The following is a 20,197-nucleotide window of genomic DNA, read 5'->3' as shown; positions in this document are numbered from 1 at the left end:
ACGGGTAGGGCGGCGGGGGCGGTCACCGCCCCTGCAACCGCGCCGCCCGCTCCCTAACCCCCGGAAGCCGCGCCAGCAACGCCGCCCCCGGACAACTCGTCATGTAACCGTCCTTGTGCCCCGCGAGAGCGGGAAGGACGGCGGTCGTTCCGGCGGCGTACCGGCTGAGGCTGTTGCTGGACACCAGACGCGCCTTGCCGCGCGGGTCGACGTCCGCGAGACCCAGTTTCCACGCGGCCAGTGCCGCGATCGCGTCCGTCATCGCCTTCGGGACCACCATCCCGGAGGTGAACGTGCCGATCGCCGCGATCCCGGTCGTACGGTGGTTGAAGCCCTGCGCGTGCGCCCCGGTGACCGCCCGGTCGACACCTCCCGCGCGGCCCTCGTAGATCGTGCCGCACCGGTCGACGAGGAAGTTGTAGCCGATGTCGTCCCAGTCCCGGGCGCCGGTCTGGCCGACGTAGAGGTAGCGGATGATGCGGGGCGCGTCCGCGCAGTCGTAGCCGTTCGGCGAGTCGGTGTGGTGGACGAAGACGGCGACGACCTTGTCGTCGTAGCGCGGCGGCGGCTGCGCGTGCCGGGAGTGCGCGTCGAGCCAGGCCGAGCGGGGCACGATGCGCGGCTCGGGCGCGGTGTGCCGGAGCGCCGCGGGGCGGGCGGCGACCGGGGCGTGCGCGGCGGCCGTGGCCCTGCGTCCGATGCCGTTCGCGCACAGTGCCAGCACCAGGACGGCGGCGAGGCCGGGCAGGCAGGCCAGCAGCACCAGCGCCGGGCGCGGTATTCGTCTCCGGCGCCGACGCCGGGCACCCGGCGTTCTTCTCGGAACACGCATGATCACACTCTCGGCCGGAAACGCTCCGTCCGCGATGTGTGCTGTGCCACCCGGTGGAACCATCGTCCTGGTCCGGCACGTTTCTGGGGGTACACGCACGCGTGGCGGCTTCCCGGGGGCCACGCGCGCGTGACTGATCAGTGGGCCCGTTCCTCGCGTACTAAGGGTTCCGAGAGAAAGGCGGCTCCGTGGACCTGCTCGACCTGCTGTTGTTGCTGGTGATCCTCGCCTACGCGGCGTCCGGGTACCGGCGCGGCCTCGTCGCCGGATGTGTGTCGCTCGCCGGGTTCGTGGGCGGTGCGGTCGTCGGCGTGTGGGTGCTGCCGTGGGTGATGGACCTGGTGACACCGGGGACGACGGCGGCGACGGTGACCGCCGTGCTCACCGTGCTGGTGCCGGCGGTGGTCGGGCACGAACTGGCCGGGCGGCTCGCGCTGAGGCTGCGCAAGGAGCTGGACCAGGGGCCGCTGCGGGTGGCCGACGGGATCGGCGGGGCGGCGGCGAACTCGGTGGCGGTGCTGATCGTGGCGTGGGTGGCGGCGAGCGTCCTCGGCGCCTCCTCGTCCGCGCTGGTCACCACCGCGATCAGGGACTCGACGCTGCTGGGCAGCGTGCAGAAGCTCATGCCGGACACGACACCCGCCTGGTTCTCGCGGGCCACCTCCGCACTCACCGAGGCGGGTTTCCCGCAGGTCTTCAACCCGTTCGAGAACGAGTCGACGGCCGAGGTCGCCAAGCCCACCGGCGACAGCGTCACCGCCGCCGCGACGAACGCCTCCAAGCGGAGCACGGTCAAGATCGAGGGCTCCTCGGGCACCCAGGGCCGCGAGGGCAGCGGCTTCGTGTACGCGCCGCAACACGTGATGACCAACGCGCACGTGGTGGCGGGCATCGACGACCCGACCGTCCGCATCGGCGGGGTCGGGCGGTCGTACGAGGCACGGGTGGTGCTCTTCGACCCGAACAAGGACGTCGCCGTGCTGTACGTGCCGGGACTGGCCGCGCCCGTGCTGCGCTTCGACGACGGCGCGGCGCGCGGCGACTCGGCGGTGGTCGCGGGCTATCCGCAGGACGGCGACCTGAACCTCCAGGCCGCGACCGTCGCCAACCGCGTGAACGCGACGGGGCAGAACATCTACAACGACGGGACCGTCACCCGCGAGATCTACTCGATCCGCTCCACGGTCCGCCCCGGCAACTCCGGCGGCCCGCTCCTGACGACCGGCGGCAAGGTCTACGGCGTGGTCTTCGCCCGCTCCACCTCGGACGACGAGACGGGGTACGTGCTGACGGCCGACGAGGTCTCCGGCGACGCCCAGCGCGCGGCGACCGCGACGGCGGAGGTCGACACGGGCGACCTGGTCACGTCATAGGTCACAAAGAGCGGCCCATCAGCACGTCGTCGACGTACTCCCCGTCGAGCAGGAACTCCTCCGGCAGCACGCCCTCGACCGCGAACCCCTCGGCCGCGTAGAGCTTCCGCGCCGGGGTGTTGTGCCCGAGCACGCGCAGCGTGAGCCGCCGGGCGCCGCGCCGCCGGGCCTCCTCGACGGCGGCCCGGACCAGCGCCCGGCCGACCCCGTGCCCGCGCGCGTCCTCGGCGACGGCGAGCCCCTGGATCTGCCGCACGTGCGCGTTGCAGGCGAGCGGGCTGGCGAAGGCCAGCCGGATGTAGCCGACGATCCGGCGGTCGAGTTCGGCGACCAGATGGTCTCCGGGCGCGTGCCGCTCGTCGAAGAAGGGGCCGTACGGCGGCCGCGGGCGCGGCATGACCGCGTGCAGGTGCGACCAGGTCGCGCGGTCCAGTGCGCCGAGTTCCTCGTCGTCGTCGGGCAGGGCGGTACGTATGTACGGCTCGGACATGTGAGCCAGACTACGGCGGGGGCCTCGCCGTCCTCATGGGGCTTTTATGGATCAACGAGGCAGGATGGGCGCCATGGAACGCTCGCGAATCGCGGTGACCGGCGCCTCCGGTCTGATCGGCAGCGCACTGGTGCGGTCCCTGACCGCGGACGGTCACGAGGTGGTGCGCCTGGTGCGACGGGCCGCCCGGGGCGCCGACGAGGTCTGCTGGGACCCCGAGGGTGAGTACGTCGACGCGGCGGCGCTCGACGGCTGCGACGCCGTGGTCAACCTGGCCGGTGCCGGCATCGGCGACCACCGCTGGACGGACGCCTACAAGAAGACGGTCCGCGACAGCCGCGTGCTCGGCACGGCGGCCCTCGCGGAGGCCGTGGCGGCGCTGGACCGGCCGCCGCGGGTGTGGGTGAACGGCAGCGCGATCGGCTTCTACGGCGAGACCGGCGACCGTGCCGTGGACGAGGACGCGCCTCCCGGGGACGGCTTCCTGCCGGAGCTGTGCGTGGAGTGGGAGGAGGCGACGGCGCCCGTGCAGGAGGCGGGCGTGCGGACGGTGTTCGCGCGGACCGGTCTGGTCGTGGCGAAGGACGGCGGGGCGTGGGCCAAGCTGTTCCCCCTCTTCAAGGCGGGTGTCGGCGGGCGGTTCGGCGACGGGCGGCAGTACTGGTCGTTCGTCGCGCTGCACGACGAGGTCGCGGCGATCCGGCATCTCATCGACACCGAGGGCCTGTCGGGACCGTTCAACCTCACCGCCCCGAACCCGCTGACGAACCGTGAGATCGCGGCGGCGATGGGCCGCGTGCTGCGCCGCCCGTCCCTCTTCACGGTGCCGGCGCCCGCGCTGAAGCTGGTGCTCGGCGAGATGTCGGGGGATGTGCTGGGGAGTCAACGGGTGCTGCCGAAGCGGCTGTTGGAGTCGGGGTTCACCTTCACGTTCCCGGAGATCGAGGGGGCGATCCGGGCGGCGCTGTGACCGTCCGGAATCTGACCGACGGCGCATGGTGACGCACGGCGACCGTATGCGACCGCCGTGCGACCGTGCCCTGCGTATGCGCGACTTCCCCCGACCGATCACGGCCCTAACCTCGACCCGAACTCGGGTATCCCTGGAGGCTGTTGGGGGCATGACGCTTCCACCGGCCGCGCAACCCTGAGGAGGGGCACGTGCTTGAGCACGCGTACCAGGCGGACGTCGTCGTCGTGGGAGCCGGGGTCGCCGGACTCGCCGCGGCGCATCGGCTGATCAGCGCAGGAGTAACGACCGCAGTCCTGGAGGCCGCCCCTTACGTGGGCGGCCGTATGTCGACCGAGAAGGTCGACGGTTTCCGGCTCGACCGGATCGGACAGCTCCTGTCCACCTCATACCCCGAACTGCGCCTCACCCCGGGCCTCGACGCCCTGGTGCTGCGCCCCTTCGCCCCGGGCGTCCTCCTCCACAGCGACGGCCGCCACCACCGCGCGGGCACTCCGGCGCCCGGAGGGAGCGCATGGGGCGCACTCCACGCAGTACGCGCCCTGGCGAGCGCCCCCAGGGCGGGGGCGGTGCCGCGGGTGCGGGCGGGGTCGGTGTGGGGCAGCGCCCCCCGAAGGGCCTCCTTCTGGGGCGCTCCGGCGACAAAGGGACGAGCGGGCTCCCCCTGGGGCGGCCCGACGCCGAGGGGACGCGGGGGCGTCGCCCGGGCCGCGGCGGCGCCGGAGGGCGTTCCCGCGGACGGGGCGACACGCACGGGCCGAGGGGCAGCCTCCGGAGACGCCGCGCCGCACAAGACCCGTACGGGAACCTCCGGTGACGGGTCAGCGCCCGAAGAGCGCACGGGAACCTCCGCGGGTGCCCGCACATCCAAGGACCGGACCGCGTCCCCGGGCGGGCTGACCGGCGCCACCTGGGGTGCGCTCAGGGACCGAACAGGTGCCTCCCGGGGCGGGACGGCCGTCGGCGACCGCAGGGACTCCTCGTGGGGCGGGCCCGTGCTCAAGGACCGGCCCGTGGACGCCCGAGGAGCCGCCGCCGTGCCCAGGTCCCGGTCCGGCGCACCGCTCGGCGGGCCGGTCGACCAGGCCCGGCTCGGGGCCGCGCTGACGCGGCTCGCGGGCACCCCGGTCGAACGGCTCCTGTCCCGGCCCGAGTTGCCCGCCGGGCAGGCGCTCGCGGCGCGCGGGGTGCCCGCGCGGACCATCGACGGGTTTCTGCGCCCGCTGCTCGCCGCGCTGCTGTGCGACCCGGAGCTGACCACCTCCAGCCGGTGCGCCGACCTCGCGCTGCGTGCCTTCGCGGGCGGGCGGCTGTGCCTGCCGGAGGGCGGCGCGGAGATGCTGCCCGAGGTGCTGGCCGCCGCGCTGCCGCCGGGCACCGTGCACACCGGCGTGCGCGTCACCGCCGTATCGACGACCTCGGTGACGACCGCCGAGCACGGCGAGATCCACTGCCGGGCCGTGCTCGTCGCGACGGACGCGCGCGCGGCGGCCGAACTCCTGCCCGGCCTGCGCGTACCGGACTTCCACCAGGTGACCGTGGTGCACCACACGACCGACGACCCGCCCGCCATCGGAGCCGCCCTGCTCGTGGACTCCGACCGCGGCGGCCCGGTCGCGCACACCGCGATCGTCAGCGAGGTCGACCCGAGCCGCGCGCCCGCCGGCCGCGCCCTCGTCTCCTCGACGGTCCTGGGCCCTCCCCCGCCGGACGTCGAGACCGCCGTACGCAGGCATCTGTCCCGCCTCTACGGCACCTCGACCGCCCGCTGGGAGACCCTCGCCGTCCACCACACCGCCACGGCCGTCCCGGCGATGCGCCCACCGCACGATCTACGGCGTCCCGTACGGCTGTTGGCCGGCCTGTACGTGTGCGGCGACCACCGGGACACGAGCACGGTCCAGGGGGCGCTGCACTCGGGACACCGGGCGTCGTCGGCGATCCTGGCGGACCTGGGCGCGGCAGGTTCGATGCACATGGCCGACCCGATGCCAACCACGCGGGCCGCCTGAGCAGGGTCAGGGACTGGCGCCCCCTGCGAACGGTTCCGGTGAGTCGGTAGACCCCGAGCGTCTCCGTCGCCCGCGAGATGCACGTGAGGCGCAGTGGTTCGAGTGGAGGTGAGGGCCTTCAAGGGCGCTCTGTACCGTTTGGTTCGGCGGGCTCGGGCGCTATCAGGTCGAGCAGGCCCTTGGTGCCGCTTCGGGAGAGCGCGGCCCGCTGCCTGGTGGCCCCCGTCCCCTCGTCGACAAGCCGTTGCACGCCGGCTGTCACCCGCTCGACGTCACCGAGCTCCTTGAGCGCAGGCGTGACGTGGCCCAGCAGTGCGCCGACCACGTCGGCGGCGGGCGAAGGTCTGTCCGTGCGCGGGTCGACCAGGTCGGCGCTCAGTCCGCGACGAGCGGCGTGCCAGCCCGCTGCCTGCAGGATGCTCGGCGACGGATTCAGGGGGCGAGCGCCCCGACGGCCCTCGCGCAGAGCGGTCACCACCAGTCCGCGGGCGATCCCGGCGATGGTGACAGCGCTCTCGACGTCCAGTTGGACGTCGGGCGCCCGGATCTCCAGCGTCGGATACTCGTCGGAGAGGCGGGCGTGCCAGTAGAGCTGGTGCCGGTCAGCTATCACACCGGTACCCAACAGAGCGGCCACCTGCTGTTCGTAGTGGGCGGCGCCGGAGAAGAACGGGGGAGGGCCGCTGACCGGCCAGCGACCGAAAACCACTGTGCGCCAGCTGGCGAACCCGGTGTCGCGCCCGTTCCAGAACGGGGAGTTGGCGCCCAGCGCCACCAGTACCGGCAGCCAGGGGCGCAGCCGGCCGAGCGCGGCGGCGCCGGCCTGACGGTCCGGCACGGCGACGTGCACGTGCGTGCCGCAGATCAGCTGCTCGTCCACCAGTTGTGTCGCGGCCGCCCGCATCTCCCGGTACCGCTGCGTACCGGTGACCGGCACTCTCCCCTCCCCCATCAGCGGTGCGCCGCCGGTTGAGGCCAGTCGGCAGTTCACACGCTGCGCCGTCGCGCTCATCGAGCGTCGGAACCGACCGAGGTGCAGGGCGACCTCGTCAAGATCGGAGCACACCGGGGTCGCCACCTCCACCATGGCCTGCAGAAGTTCGGTGTCGACTTCCTCCTGCCTGAGTCCGGGCTCTCGCCGCGCTGCCCTCCGGAGCTGGCCGACGCGTGACGCCGGCAGCGCGGTCCGGCTGTCGAGCAGCAAGAACTCTTCCTCCACCCCCAGCGTCACGCCTGTCGTCATGGTCACCGACTACCCCCGATCGGCCCGGCCACGGATACCTTTGTGGCGGAGCGGTGGCGTGTTCGGCGTGCCCGTCCTCCGGTGAACCGCGACGGCGACCTCAGTACTCAGTCCGACTCGGCAAGGTGAGTCGCCCACACGTAGGGCGCACATGGACGGGGAACCGCCCGCATCCTCGCCGACGCGGTCATCCCTCGGCCTGCTGTCGAGTGAGGCTCTCTATGCGTACTGGAGCCAGTCCGCGATCGTCACCACGCTCAGCGCACCGGCGGCCAGTCGGGTGGCGCGAGGTGCCGCGGCGTACCCGCAGAACAGGGCGCCGGCGACCCAGGCGGACATGCAGAACGGGCAGGCCAGTAGCTCGCCGGCCGCCAGTCGCAGCCCGTGCCCGCGCGGCTCGTCCATGACCTCGCTCGCGGTGGTGGCTTCCTTCCGCTGGGTGAACGGCGCCCGGAGAAGCTGGTGATCTTGTCCTTGGTTACAAAGCGCGCGCCTTTGTGCGTTGCCGCGGCGAGCGCGGCGTAGCCGCCCAGCGGGGCGTCCTCGTCGGGGGCGTAGTCCGCGATCAGGCGGGAGACGGTGGCAGCGGGCGGGGCGCCGGTCTCGTAGGTCTCAGGCTGATTTTCCTCGGATACGGTCATCACGCCTTCCTTTCGCCGGACCTGCGATGAGCTCTCCGGACCTGCGATGAGCTCTCCGCCCGCCGGTTTCCCGCCACCGGACCGCCGAAACGGGACCGTTCTGATCCGGCAGGGGGAACTACCCTGCCGCTGGACTTGCCGCGGCCGGTTCGGCGGAGTCACCGGTCCACGACCTCAACGCCGCGGACCGCGCCTCCAGGCAGCCAAGGGTGCGCCCAGCGTTCGGACAGGTCGCGGGATCGAACAGCCGACGATGTCGGCTGCCGACGTGTGCCGCGGCTTCCGGGTCCAGGCGTTTGTCCGAGCGCGCAGGGGTACCTGGGGCGACGAAAAGTGCACCGTTGGAGTGAGGAGTTCCCTATGGGGACGGCTCGGGAAGAGCGGGCGGCTGCGGCACAGTTGCCGCAGGGGGACATCGTGGCCCTGCTGCTCGAACAACACGCCAGGATAAGGGAGTTGTTCACGGAAATCAGGAACGGCCAGGGTGAGACCCGGAAGGCGGCGTTCGACGGTTTGCGCGCGCTGCTGGCCGTCCACGAGGCCGCAGAGGAACTGGTTGTCCGCCCGGTGGCGAAGAAGACGGCGGGCGATGAGGAAGCCGAGGCCCGTAACCACGAGGAGGCCGAGGAGTTCCCGGCGCTTGTGGCCCAGTGCAGCCTGGAACAGCGGCGGAGGATGGGGCAGCGTCTGTCGAAGGCGGAGCATCTCGCCCCGACCCACTCGCACCCCGGCGCCGCCGGCAAGCCGGCAGTACTCGCTCTGACCGGGCCCTTCGCCGCCATGATGGACAAGGCGCGCGACGCGATGCGCTCCTGAATCCAGCCCACGGACTCCCCCACGGACTTCCCTGCGGACGACCGCGTACCACGCGAAGCCGAACCGACCGGGGCCGCCGCTTCCCGGGCGGCCGTTGCGTCGTCGTCGGTGGGCGGGGTCGGGCATCACCAGAGGATTCTGCGTCTGGCAGAAGAACGCGTCGGCGGACAGACTGAAAGCACGTCTGCCGTCTTCCGGGGCGGGCAGCCGACGCCGACCGGCGACGGGTGGAAGCGGTGACTCACGACACCCGGACAGGAGGTGGACCGTGACGCCGGACGACTACGACGCGACCCCGTATCTACCGCCCCGGGGCGGCCTGCCGGCGCACCAGCGGGCCGCCGCCGAATGCCGTGGCTGCCCGCTGTACCGCGCCGCGACGCAGACCGTCATCGGCTCCGGCGCGGCCACCGCGCGCCTGATGCTCGTCGGCGAGCAGCCCGGCGATCAAGAAGACCGGGCCGGCCGGCCCTTCGTCGGCCCGGCCGGCCACCTGCTGCACAAGGCACTGGCCGAGGCAGGACTCGGGGACGAGAAGACGTACGTCACCAACGCGGTCAAGCACTTCAAATTCGCCCCCGCCGAACGAGGCAAGCGTCGCATCCACAAACCACCGAGCCTGCGCGAGGCAGCGGCCTGCCGCCCCTGGCCGGCCGCCGAACTACGGCTCGTCCGTCCCGAATTGGTGGTGGCGCTGGGCGCCACGGCGGGCCGCGCGCTCCCCGGCCCGTCCTTCCGGGTGACCGAGGACCGCGGCACAGTGCTGTCGCTGCCCGACGTGCAAGGCGGCGCGCCACCCGCCGCGGGTGGCGTCGTGGCGACCGTCCACCCGTCCGCCGTCCTGCGGGCCACTGATCGAGAGGCGGCGTACGCCGGTCTGGTCGCGGACCTGCGAGTGGCCGCGGATGCCCTTGCCGCATAGGACCCCGAGGTGGCGCCGGCCGGTCCCGCGAACCCGTGGGTCGGGCCATACCGCTGCCGGACCTGCTGCCGTTCATGGCGGCGCGGGGCGTCGTCCGAGAACGTCCCTCCGCGCTCACGCTTCCATGAACGGCGGCAGGCCCGCCAGCACTCGGTCCGGTGTCAGGGGCAGCTCGCGACAGCGGACACCGGTGGCGTGGTGGACCGCGTTGCCGAGGGCCGCCGCCGTCCCGACGATCCCGATCTCGCCGATGCCCTTGCTGCCCATCGGGTTGAGGTGGGGGTCGTCCTCGTCGATCCAGTGCGCCTCGACGGCGGGCACGTCGGCGCGCGCGGGGACGTGGTAGGCGGCCAGGTCCGCCTCGGTGAAGTCGCCGAACGCGGCGTCCATGGTGCTGCCCTCGGTCAGGGCCATGCCCAGGCCCATCGTCATTCCGCCGATGAACTGGGAGCGTGCGGTCCGGGCGTTGAGGATGTGCCCGGCCGCGTACACGCCCAGCAGGCGGCGGACGCGGACCTCGCCGGTGACCGTGTCGACGGCGACCTCGGCGAAGTGGGCGCCGAAGGCGTGCCGCGCGTAGTCGCTGTCGGCGTCCGCGCTCCCTGCCGTGTCGGCGCTCGCGGTGAGCCCCGGCTCGGGCAGCGGCCCCGGATGTTCCGCGAGGTCGGCGCGCAGCCGCGTGCAGGCATCGTGGACCGCCCAGCCCCAGGAGGCGGTGCCGGAGGAACCGCCGGCCAGCGAGGCGGACGGCAGGTCACTGTTGCCGATCTCGGTACGGACCCGGTCCAGCGGGACGCCGAGGGCGTCGGCGGCGACCTGGGCGAGGACGGTACGGGCGCCGGTGCCGATGTCGGCCGCGTTGACCCGTACCGTGAAGCTCCCGTCCGGCAGTGCCTGCGCGGTGGCGGTGGAGGGCTGGATCAGCACGGGGTAGACGGCGGCGGCCATCCCTTGCCCCACGAGCAGGGGGCCGGCGGAGCGCGGACCCGGGCGGGGGTCGCGGTGCGCCCAGCCGAAGCGCCGGGCGCCCTCGCGCAGACACTCGACCAGGTGCCGGCTGCTGAAGGGTTTGCCGCTGTCCGGTTCGGTGCCGGGCTCGTTGGCGACGCGCAGCTCGACGGGGTCCATGCCGAGCGCGACCGCGAGTTCGTCCATGGCCGACTCCAGGGCGAACATGCCGGGCGCCTCGCCGGGCGCGCGCATCCAGGACGGGCTCGGCACATCCAGCGGTACGACACGGTGGGTCGTACGGCTGTGGGGGGAGGCGTACATGACGCGGGCGGGCACGGCGGCCTGCTCGACGAACTCCTTGATACGGGAGGTGTGCGTGGTGACCTCGTGCAGGAGGGCGCTGAGGGAGCCTTGATCATCGGCGCCGAGGCGGACCCGGTGCAGGGTGGGCGCGCGGTGTCCGACGAGGGCCGGCAGGGAGCGGCGGGGAAGGGCCACGGTGACGGGGCGTCCCGTCCGCCGTGCCGCCATCGCGGCGAGCACCACGTGCGGGCGGGCCGTCCCCTTGGACCCGAAGCCGCCGCCGACGTGTTCCGACACGACGGTGACCTGCTCCTCGGGAAGCTCGAACAGTGCGGCCAACGTGGCTCGTACGGCAGTGGTTCCCTGGCTGGAGTCGTACACGACGAGCCGGTTGTCGTCCCAGTGGGCGGTGGCCGCGTGCGGCTCCATGGGGTGGTTGTGCAGGGGCGGCACGCGGTAGGCGGCGTCGACGCGGACCGCGGCTGCCGCGAAGGCGTCCTCGGGCTCGCCGCGGTCCCGGTGCCCGGGATACCCGCCGTTGGCCTTCTCGGGGACGTACGCCCCGGGGTGGCTGTCCGTGAGCGTCACGTCATGGTCCTGCGCGTCGTACTCGACACGGACGGCGCCGGCACCGGCCCGGGCCGCTTCCAGCGTCTCGGCGACGACCAGGGCGATCGGCCAACCACGGTGCGGCACACGGGAGTTCTGCAGGACATCGAGCGTGGGATCGTCGGCGTCGGCGAGCCGGGGAGCGTTCTCGTGGGTGAGCACGGCAAGGACCCCGGGCAGTCGCAGCGCGTCGGTGGTGTCGATCGCGCGGACCGCACCGCAGGCGATCGCGGCGGTGACGGGCCAGGCGTGAACGCGTCCGGGGACGGGGTGTTCGGCTGCGTAGCGGGCCGTGCCCGTGACCTTCTCGCGGCCTTCCCGGCGCTCGGTGGGCGTGCCCAGTGCGGTGTGCGTGTCGGCCATGGAGTCCTCCTCGTGGTACCCGGGCGAAAGCCCTGTCAGGTGCTGGTCGTCGGCGGCGCCAACCGGGTCAGGACGTCGAGGGCGAGGCCGCGGGCCAGGCGCACCTTGTAGGCGTTGTCGGACAGGGGCTGGGCGGCGGCGAGTTCGAGGTCCACGGCCCGCTCGAAAGCGGCGGCGGTGGGCGCGGCACCCAGCAGCGCCTCCTCCGCGCGCCGGGCGCGCCAGGGTCGGTGGGCGAGCGCCCCGAAGGCGATTCCGACGTGCCGCACGACACCGTCGTCCACCCGCAGGACCGCCGCGACGGAGGCGAGGGCGAAGGCATACGAGGCGCGGTCGCGGGCCTTGCGGTAGAGCGACGGCAGTCCGGCCGCGGCGGCAGGCAGGACTACGGCGGTGATGAGTTCGCCGGGGCGGATCTCGGTGTCGCGCTCCGGATGGTCACCGGGCAGCCGGTGGAACTCGGCGGCGGGGACCGAACGCTCGCCGTCGGCTCCGTACAGCTCGATATGCGCGTCGAGGGCGGCCAGCGCGACGGCCATGTCGGACGGATGTGTGGCGATGCAGTGCGGCGAATGCCCCAGGACCGCGTGGTCGCGGTGGACGCCGTGCAGGGCACCGCAGCCGCTGCCCGGCTCGCGCTTGTTGCACGGCTTGCCGGTGTCCTGGAAGTAGGGGCAGCGGGTTCGCTGGAGCAGGTTGCCGCCGGTGGTGGCGATGTTGCGCAGTTGTCCGGAGGCTCCGGCGAGGAGCGCCTGCAAGAGCACCGGATAGCGGTCGCGGACCAGGGGGTGGGCCGCGAGGTCGCTGTTGCGGACGGTGGCCCCGATCCGCAGCGCACCGCCGGGCAGCTCTTCCACCGAGTCCAGGGGCAGCCGGCTGACGTCGACGAGAGTGGCCGGCTGCTCCACGCCGAGCTTCATCAGGTCGACCAGATTGGTGCCGCCGCCGAGATAGCGGGCGCCGGGATGCGAGGCGTACGCGTCGGCCGCCTCCTCGACGCTGCCCGCGCGCACGTATCCGAAGGGCTTCACAGGATCACGTCCACGACGGCTTCGACGATGTTCGGGTAGGCGCCGCAGCGGCAGAGGTTGCCGCTGAGCCGCTCGCGGATCTCGGCCCGGTCCAGCGCGACGGGCGGCCCGGAGGGGGCGCCGGGGTCGGTGACATGGGAGGGATGGCCGGCGGCGGCCTCGGCGATGGCGCCGATGGCGCTGCAGATCTGCCCCGGAGTGCAGTAACCGCACTGAAAGGCGTCACGGTCCAGGAAGGCACGCTGGAGCGGATGGAGTTCCTCGCCGTCCGCGCCGAGTCCCTCGACGGTCGTGATGTCGCCGCCGTCGAGCGCGACGGCGGGCAGCAGGCAGCCGTTGGCCCGGCGGCCGTCGACCAGAACCGTGCAGGCGCCGCACTGACCGTGGTCACAGCCCTTCTTGGCGCCGGTCAGGGAGAGGTCTTCGCGCAGTACGTCGAGGAGCACCGAGCGGTGGTCGACGGTGAGCGTGTGCGGTTTGCCGTTCACCCGCAGAGTGATCTCCGAGTGGTGGTGGTCGGGTGAGCCGGTGGTGGCGTGTGCGATGTCGGATTCCATGGAAGGCCTCCCGTGCGTACAGGCCGTCGGATGGTGTACGGGTGTCTTGAAAGGTGGCGTGTCCACGGCTAGGGGGGCGTGGCGTCCTGGTCCGGGCCCTCGTCCTCGTACCGCTCCCGCGCCGTCGTGCCCTCGTGTTCCACCGCGAGCGGTCGCCCGGACGGCGACCAGCCCTCCTCGGAGGCGTCGCTGCCCTGGTCGGTGAGCGTGTCCTCGGGGCCGAGGATGCCTTCGTCCTCCCGGTCGTCGGGGCCCTCGGGTCGGTGGACCGCGTCACCCATGACGCCGCCGTGGGTCTGGCTCCCCATGGTGTGCATGCCTTTCGGACGATGCGGATTCCCCCGGTCCGGGTATCCAGGCATGCCTCGTCCACACGCCCGCGTGCCGGCGTGTGTGCCGGAGAGCGGCGGGTGCTCGCCGCTCTCGCAAGGAAGCGCAACCCGAGGTGCCTGGACTCAGCGAGGCGGGCCTTCGCTCTTTGCCGGAGCCCGAGGAGTTCCGGCCGCATCGTCACCAGCGGCCAGGGCCTCGGCCGGCTCCACCCGAGTGATCACCCGGCGCCCCCACACCGCCGCGGCCGGACCGAGTCCTCCTCGGCGACACCAACACCATGCCTGATCAGCGGGAACTCAGCGATCACAACCGGAAGGACAACGGCTTCTGCATCCTTTCAGGGGCGCCGCACAGTCCCGCCCACCCGCCACCCACCTCACCCAAACGCGGCGACCTTGTCGCGATACCCCCGTACCGGCGCAGCATCCTTGTACGGCTCAAGCCGACGCTCGAAGTCCCGCACATACTCGATCGCCCGCACCGAGCGCATCTCCGCCGCCTGCCCCGCCGCCTCCGCCCCCAGCGCACAGGCCTGATCGAGTTCACCGAGCCCGAGCCGCGCGGAGGCGAGAACGACCCGGCAGAACAGCCGGCTGCGGGCGAACGCGGGCGCCTGCAACTGCAGCGAGCGCTCCGCGTGCTGAGCCGCGGCCCGGAACTGCTGAAGATCCCGGTGCGCGTGCCCGAACTCGTCGGCGAGCTGCGCCTCGTCGAAGAACCGCGCCCAGTACGGCACTTCGTCCCCGGCCCGCGCCGCTTCGAGGGCGCGCTCGGCCCGTACGAGCGCGGACGTGCACGCCCGCACCTCCCCGAGCACCCCGTGCGCCCGCGCCTCGACGGAGTGCAGCAGCGCCTGCACGACAGGGGGCCCGCTGGTCCCGACCCCCTGCTGCGCCACCCGAGCCAGCTGCACGGCCTCGCGCCCGTGCCCGAGGTACACGGCCTGCCTGCTCATGGTCATGAGCACATACGAGCCGTAGGCCCGGTCCCCGGCCGCCTGCGAGAGCCGCAGCGCCTGCACGAAGTACCGCTGCGCGAGCCCGTGCGCGGCGATGTCGTACGACGTCCAGCCGGCGAGCCGGGTGAGGTCGGCCGCCGCCGCGAACAAGCGCCGGCCGGTCTGTTCGCCGTAGGTGCCGCGCAGCATCGGCTCGGTCTCGTGCTCCAGGTAGCGCACGAGGGCCTGCCGGGCGTGGCCGCCGCCGTAGGCGTTGTCGAGGGTGCGGAAGAGTTCGCCGACCGAGCGGAGCGCGGAGATGTCGCCGCCGGTGACCTTCTGGCCGGGGCCGCGCTCGCCCGCTCCGTACTGCCGGGGTACGGCGGGGCGGCCCTGCGGGGGGACCCGGTTCGCGGGTTCGGCGCGGCCGACCCGGTCGTCGGCGCGGCCGATCAGCCAGTCCCGGCTGGGCACGACCAGCCCGGCCGGGGTGAAGGCGATCTTGCGCAGCTCGGCGTGGCTGCCGGAGTCCTTGCGCCACAGCCCGCTGACAATGTCGACGGCCTCCTCGGGGGTCGAGGCGAATTCGAGCCCGGCGTACACCGGCGCGCAGGCGTCGAGGCCGAGGTCCTGCGCGGTGAGCCGGCGCCCGAGCCGGCGGGTGAAGACCTCGGCGATGAGGGCGGGGGTGGTGCCTCTGGGCTGCTGGCCGCGCAGCCATCGGGTGACGGACGTCTTGTCGTATCTCAGGTCGAGTCCGTGCTCAAGACCGAGCTGGTCCACGCGACGGGCGAGACCTGCGTTGGAGAACCCCGCTTCTGCGATGAGCGCGGCGAGCTGACGGTTGGGAGTGCGCTGCGCGGGTCGTTCCGTCATCTGCGGTGCGGTCTCCTGCCTTTCGGGCCTCACAGAGGCCGATGCGACCCCTGCTGCCCGGATTGCCTGTGAGCAGCCCTTTTGGCCTCGTGAACGGCGCGAATGTAGCGGAGCGTAAGCGGCTCGTCGCACATTCCGACGTGCATTCATCCGATCGTGTGAGGATTGGTCGTAGGGCTGACGGTCCCGGCCGCCCGGTGGGGTGTCAGCGGTCGGTCGTACTGTGGCGTAGGCATGTTTCGTGCCTTACGACTCGTGGGTGCTGTGAGGGAGGCGCTTGCCGTGGGTGAGTTGCGGTTCGTCCGGATGGGGTTCGGCGCGGACGCCGTCGAATACCAGGAGGCGTGGGACGAGCAGCGCCGGGTGCACGCGGCCCGTTTCGAGGACGCGCTCCCCGACACCGTGCTGCTCCTGGAGCACCCGCCGGTCTACACGGCCGGCCGCCGTACGGCGGACAGCGAGCGCCCGCTCGACGGCACCCCGGTCATCGACGTCGACCGCGGCGGCAAGATCACCTGGCACGGCCCGGGCCAGCTGGTCGGCTACCCGATCCAGAAGCTGCCCCGCCCGGTGGACGTCGTCGCGCACGTACGCCGCCTGGAGGAGGCGCTGATCCGCGTCTGCGCGGAGTTCGGCGTGGAGACCAGCCGGGTCGAGGGCCGCAGCGGGGTGTGGGTGCTCGGCGATCCGGTGGAGCAGCGGCCGTCGATCGGCGGACTGTCCCTGGACTTCGACCCCCGTCTGCAGGACGAGGAGTTCGACCCCCGGATGAACGGCCCGGAGTACGCGCCCTCGAACGCCGGCCAGCGCCGCGAGGACCGCAAGATCGCCGCGATCGGCATCCGCGTGGCCAAGGGCGTGACGATGCACGGCTTCGCGCTGAACGTGAACCCGGACAACCGCTGGTTCGACCGCATCATCCCGTGCGGCATCCGCGACGCGGGCGTGGCCTCGCTCGCGGCCGAGCTGGGCCGGGACGTCACGATCGACGAGGTCCTGCCGGTGGTCGAGCGTCACCTGAAGGACGTACTGGAGCACGCGGACCTGAAGCCGAGGCCGATCGAGAAAACACCGGCAACTGTCAGCCCGTCCGGCGTTTGAGGACGAGGCCCCTTTCAGGGCCGAAGCGGGGGTCCGGGGGCGGCAGCCCCTGGGGGCCGACACCAGCACCGGGCATTCAAATCAACGGGCGTACCCTTAAGGGCGCCGAGGAATCAATCGCTAGGGAGCCCATCGTGTCCGCAGTCGCACCCGACGGACGCAAGATGCTGCGCCTGGAGGTCCGGAACGCCCAGACCCCCATCGAGCGCAAGCCCGAGTGGATCAAGACCCGGGCGAAAATGGGTCCCGAGTACACGAAGATGCAGAGCCTCGTGAAGAGCGAGGGCCTGCACACGGTCTGCCAGGAAGCCGGCTGCCCCAACATCTACGAGTGCTGGGAGGACCGCGAGGCGACCTTCCTCATCGGCGGCGACCAGTGCACCCGGCGCTGCGACTTCTGCCAGATCGACACCGGCAAGCCCGAGGCCCTCGACCGCGACGAGCCGCGCCGCGTGGGCGAGTCCGTGGTCACGATGGACCTCAACTACGCCACGATCACCGGCGTCGCCCGCGACGACCTGGAGGACGGCGGCGCCTGGCTGTACGCCGAGACGGTCCGTCAGATCCACCAGCAGACGGAGTCCCGCGAAGGCGGCCGTACGAAGGTCGAACTGCTCGCCCCCGACTTCAACGCGGTCCCCGAGCAGCTCGCCGAGGTCTTCTCCTCCCGCCCCGAGGTCTTCGCGCACAACGTCGAGACGGTCCCGCGCATCTTCAAGCGCATCCGCCCCGGCTTCCGCTACGACCGCTCCCTCAAGGTCATCACCGAGGCCCGCGACTACGGCCTGGTCACCAAGTCGAACCTGATCCTCGGCATGGGCGAGACCCGCGAGGAGGTCAGCGAGGCGCTGCGCCAACTGCACGAGGCGGGCTGCGAGTTGGTCACGATCACGCAGTATCTGCGGCCTTCGGTTCGTCACCACCCCGTCGAGCGCTGGGTGAAGCCCCACGAGTTCGTCGAACTCAAGGAGGAGGCCGAGCAGATCGGCTTCTCCGGTGTCATGTCCGGCCCGCTGGTGCGTTCTTCGTACCGTGCGGGTCGCCTCTACCAGATGGCGATCGAGAAGCGGGGCGCGTACGTCGCGTCGCAGGCGGTCTGAAGCAAGGCCGTGTGAATTCGCGCACAAGCAGCTACCCGCCAGTAGCACCCGTTGTCGGCGCGGCCCTGACCGTCCTCCCAGTTGAGGGCGTCATCAGGGCCGCGTCAGCGTTTCGGCCCTCCGCATCAAGGCTTCATTGGCGTTTGACCGGTCGGTCACGCCCTGGTAACACCAAACAGTGACACTTGACTCACAGCACGTAGCCCCATACCCAGAGCCGTTCCGAGGGGGGACCTCCACGATGCAGGCCGCACCCGTCCGCGCCACCGCCATCCCGTCCGTCGCCGACGCCCTGCGCGCCGTCGAGTCGCTGCTGATGAGCGGCGGCCAGCGCACCGCCCGCCGCAACGCCTGGACCTCCGTGCTGGAGGACCGCCGCCGCGCCAAGGACCGCGTCGAGGCACAGCTCGTCCTGGAGCAGTCCCTCACCTCCCACTCCTGACCCCCCTCGCCGGGGCACCGCCGTCGTCGGCGCTCCGGGAGCCACGTAGACTCGTGGCATGGCGAGGAAGGACACGACAGCGGACAACGCTGCGAACCCCGGGCGACTCAAGCAGATCGCTCTGACGTACAAGATGACGCGCAAGGCCGACAAGACGATTGGTCTTGTACTCGCGGCTGTCGGAATTGTCACCTTCGGTGTCTTCCTCGCGATCGGCTTCTTGCTCGGTCACCCCATCTATCTGGGCATTCTCGGCCTGCTGCTCGCCTTCCTCGCGGCGGCGATCGTCTTCGGACGACGTGCCGAGCGCGCCGCCTTCGGGCAGATGGAGGGTCAGCCGGGCGCTGCCGCCGCGGTACTGGACAACATCGGCCGGGGCTGGACGACGACTCCGGCGGTGGCGATGAACCGCAGCCAGGACGTGGTGCACCGGGCGGTCGGCAAGGCCGGCATCGTGCTGGTGGCCGAGGGCAACCCGAACCGGGTGAAGTCCCTGCTGGCAGCCGAGAAGAAGAAGATGAACCGCATCGTCGCGGACGTCCCGGTGCACGATGTGATGGTGGGCGCCGGCGAGGGCCAGATCCCGCTGAAGAAGGTCCGTACGACGATGCTGAAGCTGCCGCGCGTCCTGACGGGCCCACAGGTGACGGCCACGAACGACCGGCTGCGCGCGATGGGCGACCTGATGAGCAACATGCCGCTGCCGAAGGGCCCGATGCCCAAGGGCATGAAGCTCCCCAAGGGCGGCGGGAAGGCCCGCTGACCCCCTCCGCGCCGCAAGGCTTCGACACCCGGGCCACGCGAGCCGGCCCGCACGGGCCCGTAGGCGTGGGCCGGTTTCGTGTGGGCCGGTTCCCGTGTGTCCCCACAGGGGCGGGCGGTCCGTGTGACCGGTGTCAGAGCCGGCGGAACTGGGGGCCGTAGTTGCCCGGGGCGTCCGGGATCGTGGTCTCCATCAGCCGCACGGCCGGGTCCTCCAGCGCGCGCATGGCGCGGACGGCCGTGCCCAGGCTGCGTGGGCCGCCGTCGCCCCAGGTGTCGTCGAGGGCGGCCAGCAGGTCGTTGTAGATGCCGTCGAACCGGTCCAGGAGCCGCTGGACGTCGCCCGGCGGGTGCGGCCAGCCGCCGGCCGGGACCCGGGCCATGGGGCGGGCGTCCGGGAAGGGCACGGCCGGGCCGGTGAAGTGCCAGCCGCGCGAGGTCTCGCGCAGCTGCCGCCCGTGGTAGATCTCGGCGAAGGCGTAGAAGTGCGCCGGGTGGTCGTCATGGAAGGCGTCGGCGGGCGAGCTCGTGGTGCCCTCGCCCTGCTCCTTGATGATCTCGATGGACCGCTCGACGTCGTACAGGGTCCTGACCGGCTTGAGCACGTCGGAGCCGATGGTGCTGGACAGCTGGGCGCGCGTGGACAGCCTGGGCGCCGTGCGGTGGAACGCCTTGAGCAGGTCGGTGTAGAAGTCTCCGACGCTGGGCGAGGCGTGCTTCGTCCGGGCCAGGGGCTCGTTCGGGGCCTCGATCGCCATCATCACGTCGCGCACGAAGGACCTGGTCAGGCCCGACAGGTAGACGTTCACCCCGGCGCGCATACCGCCGGGGAGCGGCCCGGGGTAGGTGGGCGCCGTGTCGCGCAACCGGGGCCGGCCGCCCACGGCCACGAGCAGGTTGCAGACCACGCCCAGGTGGTACATCTCGTCGCCGACGATGCGCTGGATCAGCCGCGCGGCCTCGCCGCGGCGGTCGACGACGGACCACCAGCCGCACAGGTACGGCGGGATGGTGGCGAGTTCGAGTTCCGCGGCGACCTGGAGCGCCGCCCTGAGCCACGTGACCCCCCGACCGCCCTCGGGAACGGCCAGCAGCCGGGCCACGGCCCCGCTCCCGGGCTCGCAGGGCGGGCCGTCCGGGGCGACGGCGGCAGGCCCGGACGCGGCGACCGGAACGGCGGCCGGCCCGGAACCGGCGGCCACCGCGGCGTGCCCGGAACCCGCGGCGGCGTGCGCGGGAGCGGCGGCCGTGACCGGCGCGGCGGCTGCCAGGGCGGCCGACGCGAGAACGCTCCTGCGCCCGACCGGGGAGATCGCCGACTCGTCCGGTTCTTCCCGCGTACCTGTCACGTTGCCTCCACTCATGGCCCTGTCCCGGCCTCCGGCTGAAAGGTCGGGAGCCCTTCGACAGCTGGCGAAGCTAGCAGCCCGCGCCGCCCATCCCGGGGCGCCCGGGCACGAGCCCACCCACTGGTCCGACGACACGCCCCCGAACAGAGCATCCGGCCGGTAATCGGGTCATCCGCTCCTAATC

General features: G+C 72.4%; 19 protein-coding genes. 9 read left to right on the top strand and 10 right to left on the bottom strand.

What is annotated here, in order from left to right:
• Positions 1–22 precede the first annotated feature (22 nt).
• A complete protein-coding gene (locus OH768_RS37860) occupies positions 23–832 on the bottom strand; it encodes a peptidoglycan recognition protein (RefSeq protein ID WP_406460594.1) in 810 nt (269 codons plus the stop codon).
• Positions 833–1,020: 188 nt separating this feature from the next.
• Between OH768_RS37860 and OH768_RS37855 the strand changes: the two genes are divergently transcribed.
• Complete coding sequence (locus tag OH768_RS37855) at positions 1,021–2,205, top strand: MarP family serine protease (protein ID WP_406460592.1); 1,185 nt, start codon at positions 1,021–1,023, stop codon at positions 2,203–2,205.
• Between the two features lies 1 nt (position 2,206).
• Here the strand turns inward: OH768_RS37855 and OH768_RS37850 are convergent, their stop codons facing one another.
• Positions 2,207–2,695: a GNAT family N-acetyltransferase gene (locus OH768_RS37850; protein WP_406460590.1), complete on the bottom strand. Its 489-nt coding sequence runs from the start codon at positions 2,693–2,695 to the stop codon at positions 2,207–2,209.
• 73 nt (positions 2,696–2,768) lie between these two features.
• Here OH768_RS37850 and OH768_RS37845 point away from each other — a divergent pair, with 73 nt between their 5' ends.
• Both OH768_RS37845 and OH768_RS37840 read left to right on the top strand, forming a co-directional pair.
• Positions 2,769–3,665: a TIGR01777 family oxidoreductase gene (locus OH768_RS37845; protein ID WP_406460589.1), complete on the top strand. Its 897-nt coding sequence runs from the start codon at positions 2,769–2,771 to the stop codon at positions 3,663–3,665.
• Positions 3,666–3,856: 191 nt separating this feature from the next.
• Positions 3,857–5,677 (top strand): FAD-dependent oxidoreductase, encoded by a 1,821-nt coding sequence (locus OH768_RS37840; RefSeq protein WP_406460588.1) that lies wholly within the window; start codon positions 3,857–3,859, stop codon positions 5,675–5,677.
• 118 nt (positions 5,678–5,795) lie between these two features.
• Here OH768_RS37840 and OH768_RS37835 read toward each other — a convergent pair whose 3' ends face one another.
• On the bottom strand, positions 5,796–6,920 hold the full coding sequence (locus OH768_RS37835; protein ID WP_406460587.1) for a glutamate--cysteine ligase: 1,125 nt from the start codon (positions 6,918–6,920) through the stop codon (positions 5,796–5,798).
• A 219-nt stretch (positions 6,921–7,139) separates the two neighbouring features.
• On the bottom strand, positions 7,140–7,325 hold the full coding sequence (locus OH768_RS37830; protein ID WP_406460585.1) for a DUF1360 domain-containing protein: 186 nt from the start codon (positions 7,323–7,325) through the stop codon (positions 7,140–7,142).
• Between the two features lie 596 nt (positions 7,326–7,921).
• Here OH768_RS37830 and OH768_RS37825 point away from each other — a divergent pair.
• Positions 7,922–8,377, top strand: coding sequence for a hemerythrin domain-containing protein (locus OH768_RS37825; protein ID WP_406460583.1), 456 nt, complete (start codon positions 7,922–7,924; stop codon positions 8,375–8,377).
• 268 nt (positions 8,378–8,645) lie between these two features.
• Positions 8,646–9,299, top strand: a complete 654-nt coding sequence (locus tag OH768_RS37820; RefSeq protein WP_406460582.1) for a UdgX family uracil-DNA binding protein — start codon at positions 8,646–8,648, stop codon at positions 9,297–9,299.
• A gap of 114 nt (positions 9,300–9,413) precedes the next feature.
• Here OH768_RS37820 and OH768_RS37815 read toward each other — a convergent pair whose 3' ends face one another.
• The 5 genes from OH768_RS37815 to OH768_RS37795 form a co-directional block, all read right to left on the bottom strand.
• Entirely contained in the window at positions 9,414–11,525 is a 2,112-nt protein-coding gene (locus OH768_RS37815) for a xanthine dehydrogenase family protein molybdopterin-binding subunit (protein WP_406460580.1), read from the bottom strand.
• A gap of 35 nt (positions 11,526–11,560) precedes the next feature.
• Positions 11,561–12,556: an FAD binding domain-containing protein gene (locus tag OH768_RS37810; RefSeq protein WP_406460578.1), complete on the bottom strand. Its 996-nt coding sequence runs from the start codon at positions 12,554–12,556 to the stop codon at positions 11,561–11,563.
• Complete coding sequence (locus OH768_RS37805; protein WP_406460576.1) at positions 12,553–13,113, bottom strand: (2Fe-2S)-binding protein; 561 nt, start codon at positions 13,111–13,113, stop codon at positions 12,553–12,555. The genes OH768_RS37810 and OH768_RS37805 overlap by 4 nt, the downstream gene beginning before the upstream one ends.
• 68 nt (positions 13,114–13,181) lie before the next feature.
• Complete coding sequence (locus tag OH768_RS37800) at positions 13,182–13,421, bottom strand: hypothetical protein (RefSeq protein WP_406460574.1); 240 nt, start codon at positions 13,419–13,421, stop codon at positions 13,182–13,184.
• A 401-nt stretch (positions 13,422–13,822) separates the two neighbouring features.
• Positions 13,823–15,259 (bottom strand): regulator, encoded by a 1,437-nt coding sequence (locus OH768_RS37795; RefSeq protein ID WP_406460572.1) that lies wholly within the window; start codon positions 15,257–15,259, stop codon positions 13,823–13,825.
• Between the two features lie 282 nt (positions 15,260–15,541).
• Here OH768_RS37795 and lipB point away from each other — a divergent pair, with 282 nt between their 5' ends.
• The 4 genes from lipB (at position 15,542) to OH768_RS37775 (ending at position 18,665) form a co-directional block, all read left to right on the top strand.
• Positions 15,542–16,360: a lipoyl(octanoyl) transferase LipB gene (gene lipB, locus OH768_RS37790; protein ID WP_406460570.1), complete on the top strand. Its 819-nt coding sequence runs from the start codon at positions 15,542–15,544 to the stop codon at positions 16,358–16,360.
• A gap of 134 nt (positions 16,361–16,494) precedes the next feature.
• Positions 16,495–17,460, top strand: coding sequence for a lipoyl synthase (gene lipA, locus OH768_RS37785; protein ID WP_406460568.1), 966 nt, complete (start codon positions 16,495–16,497; stop codon positions 17,458–17,460).
• 241 nt (positions 17,461–17,701) lie between these two features.
• Positions 17,702–17,902 carry a hypothetical protein gene (locus tag OH768_RS37780; protein ID WP_359604764.1) on the top strand — a complete coding sequence of 67 codons (201 nt, stop codon included), beginning with the start codon at positions 17,702–17,704 and terminating at the stop codon, positions 17,900–17,902.
• A 58-nt stretch (positions 17,903–17,960) separates the two neighbouring features.
• Positions 17,961–18,665: a DUF4191 domain-containing protein gene (locus OH768_RS37775; RefSeq protein WP_406460566.1), complete on the top strand. Its 705-nt coding sequence runs from the start codon at positions 17,961–17,963 to the stop codon at positions 18,663–18,665.
• Between the two features lie 133 nt (positions 18,666–18,798).
• Here the strand turns inward: OH768_RS37775 and OH768_RS37770 are convergent, their stop codons facing one another.
• Positions 18,799–20,013: a ferritin-like protein gene (locus tag OH768_RS37770; RefSeq protein WP_406460565.1), complete on the bottom strand. Its 1,215-nt coding sequence runs from the start codon at positions 20,011–20,013 to the stop codon at positions 18,799–18,801.
• Positions 20,014–20,197: the final 184 nt, after the last annotated feature.

The organism is Streptomyces sp. NBC_01622 (assembly GCF_045209635.1).
Taxonomy (GTDB): Bacteria; Actinomycetota; Actinomycetes; order Streptomycetales; family Streptomycetaceae; genus Streptomyces.
Note: the sequence above shows the minus strand (reverse complement) of the source record. Positions and strands in the feature narration are given on the sequence as shown.

What these genes read in the sequence shown, in the direction of transcription:
- OH768_RS37860 (WP_406460594.1), bottom strand. Translation starts at nt 832, where the DNA reads ATGCGTGTTCCGAGAAGAACGCCGGGTGCCCGGCGTCGGCGCCGGAGA.
- OH768_RS37850 (WP_406460590.1), bottom strand. Translation starts at nt 2,695, where the DNA reads ATGTCCGAGCCGTACATACGTACCGCCCTGCCCGACGACGACGAGGAA.
- OH768_RS37845 (WP_406460589.1), top strand. Translation starts at nt 2,769, where the DNA reads ATGGAACGCTCGCGAATCGCGGTGACCGGCGCCTCCGGTCTGATCGGC.
- OH768_RS37835 (WP_406460587.1), bottom strand. Translation starts at nt 6,920, where the DNA reads ATGACGACAGGCGTGACGCTGGGGGTGGAGGAAGAGTTCTTGCTGCTC.
- OH768_RS37830 (WP_406460585.1), bottom strand. Translation starts at nt 7,325, where the DNA reads ATGGACGAGCCGCGCGGGCACGGGCTGCGACTGGCGGCCGGCGAGCTA.
- OH768_RS37825 (WP_406460583.1), top strand. Translation starts at nt 7,922, where the DNA reads ATGGGGACGGCTCGGGAAGAGCGGGCGGCTGCGGCACAGTTGCCGCAG.
- OH768_RS37815 (WP_406460580.1), bottom strand. Translation starts at nt 11,525, where the DNA reads ATGGCCGACACGCACACCGCACTGGGCACGCCCACCGAGCGCCGGGAA.
- OH768_RS37805 (WP_406460576.1), bottom strand. Translation starts at nt 13,113, where the DNA reads ATGGAATCCGACATCGCACACGCCACCACCGGCTCACCCGACCACCAC.
- OH768_RS37800 (WP_406460574.1), bottom strand. Translation starts at nt 13,421, where the DNA reads ATGGGGAGCCAGACCCACGGCGGCGTCATGGGTGACGCGGTCCACCGA.
- OH768_RS37795 (WP_406460572.1), bottom strand. Translation starts at nt 15,259, where the DNA reads ATGACGGAACGACCCGCGCAGCGCACTCCCAACCGTCAGCTCGCCGCG.
- OH768_RS37780 (WP_359604764.1), top strand. Translation starts at nt 17,702, where the DNA reads ATGCAGGCCGCACCCGTCCGCGCCACCGCCATCCCGTCCGTCGCCGAC.
- OH768_RS37775 (WP_406460566.1), top strand. Translation starts at nt 17,961, where the DNA reads ATGGCGAGGAAGGACACGACAGCGGACAACGCTGCGAACCCCGGGCGA.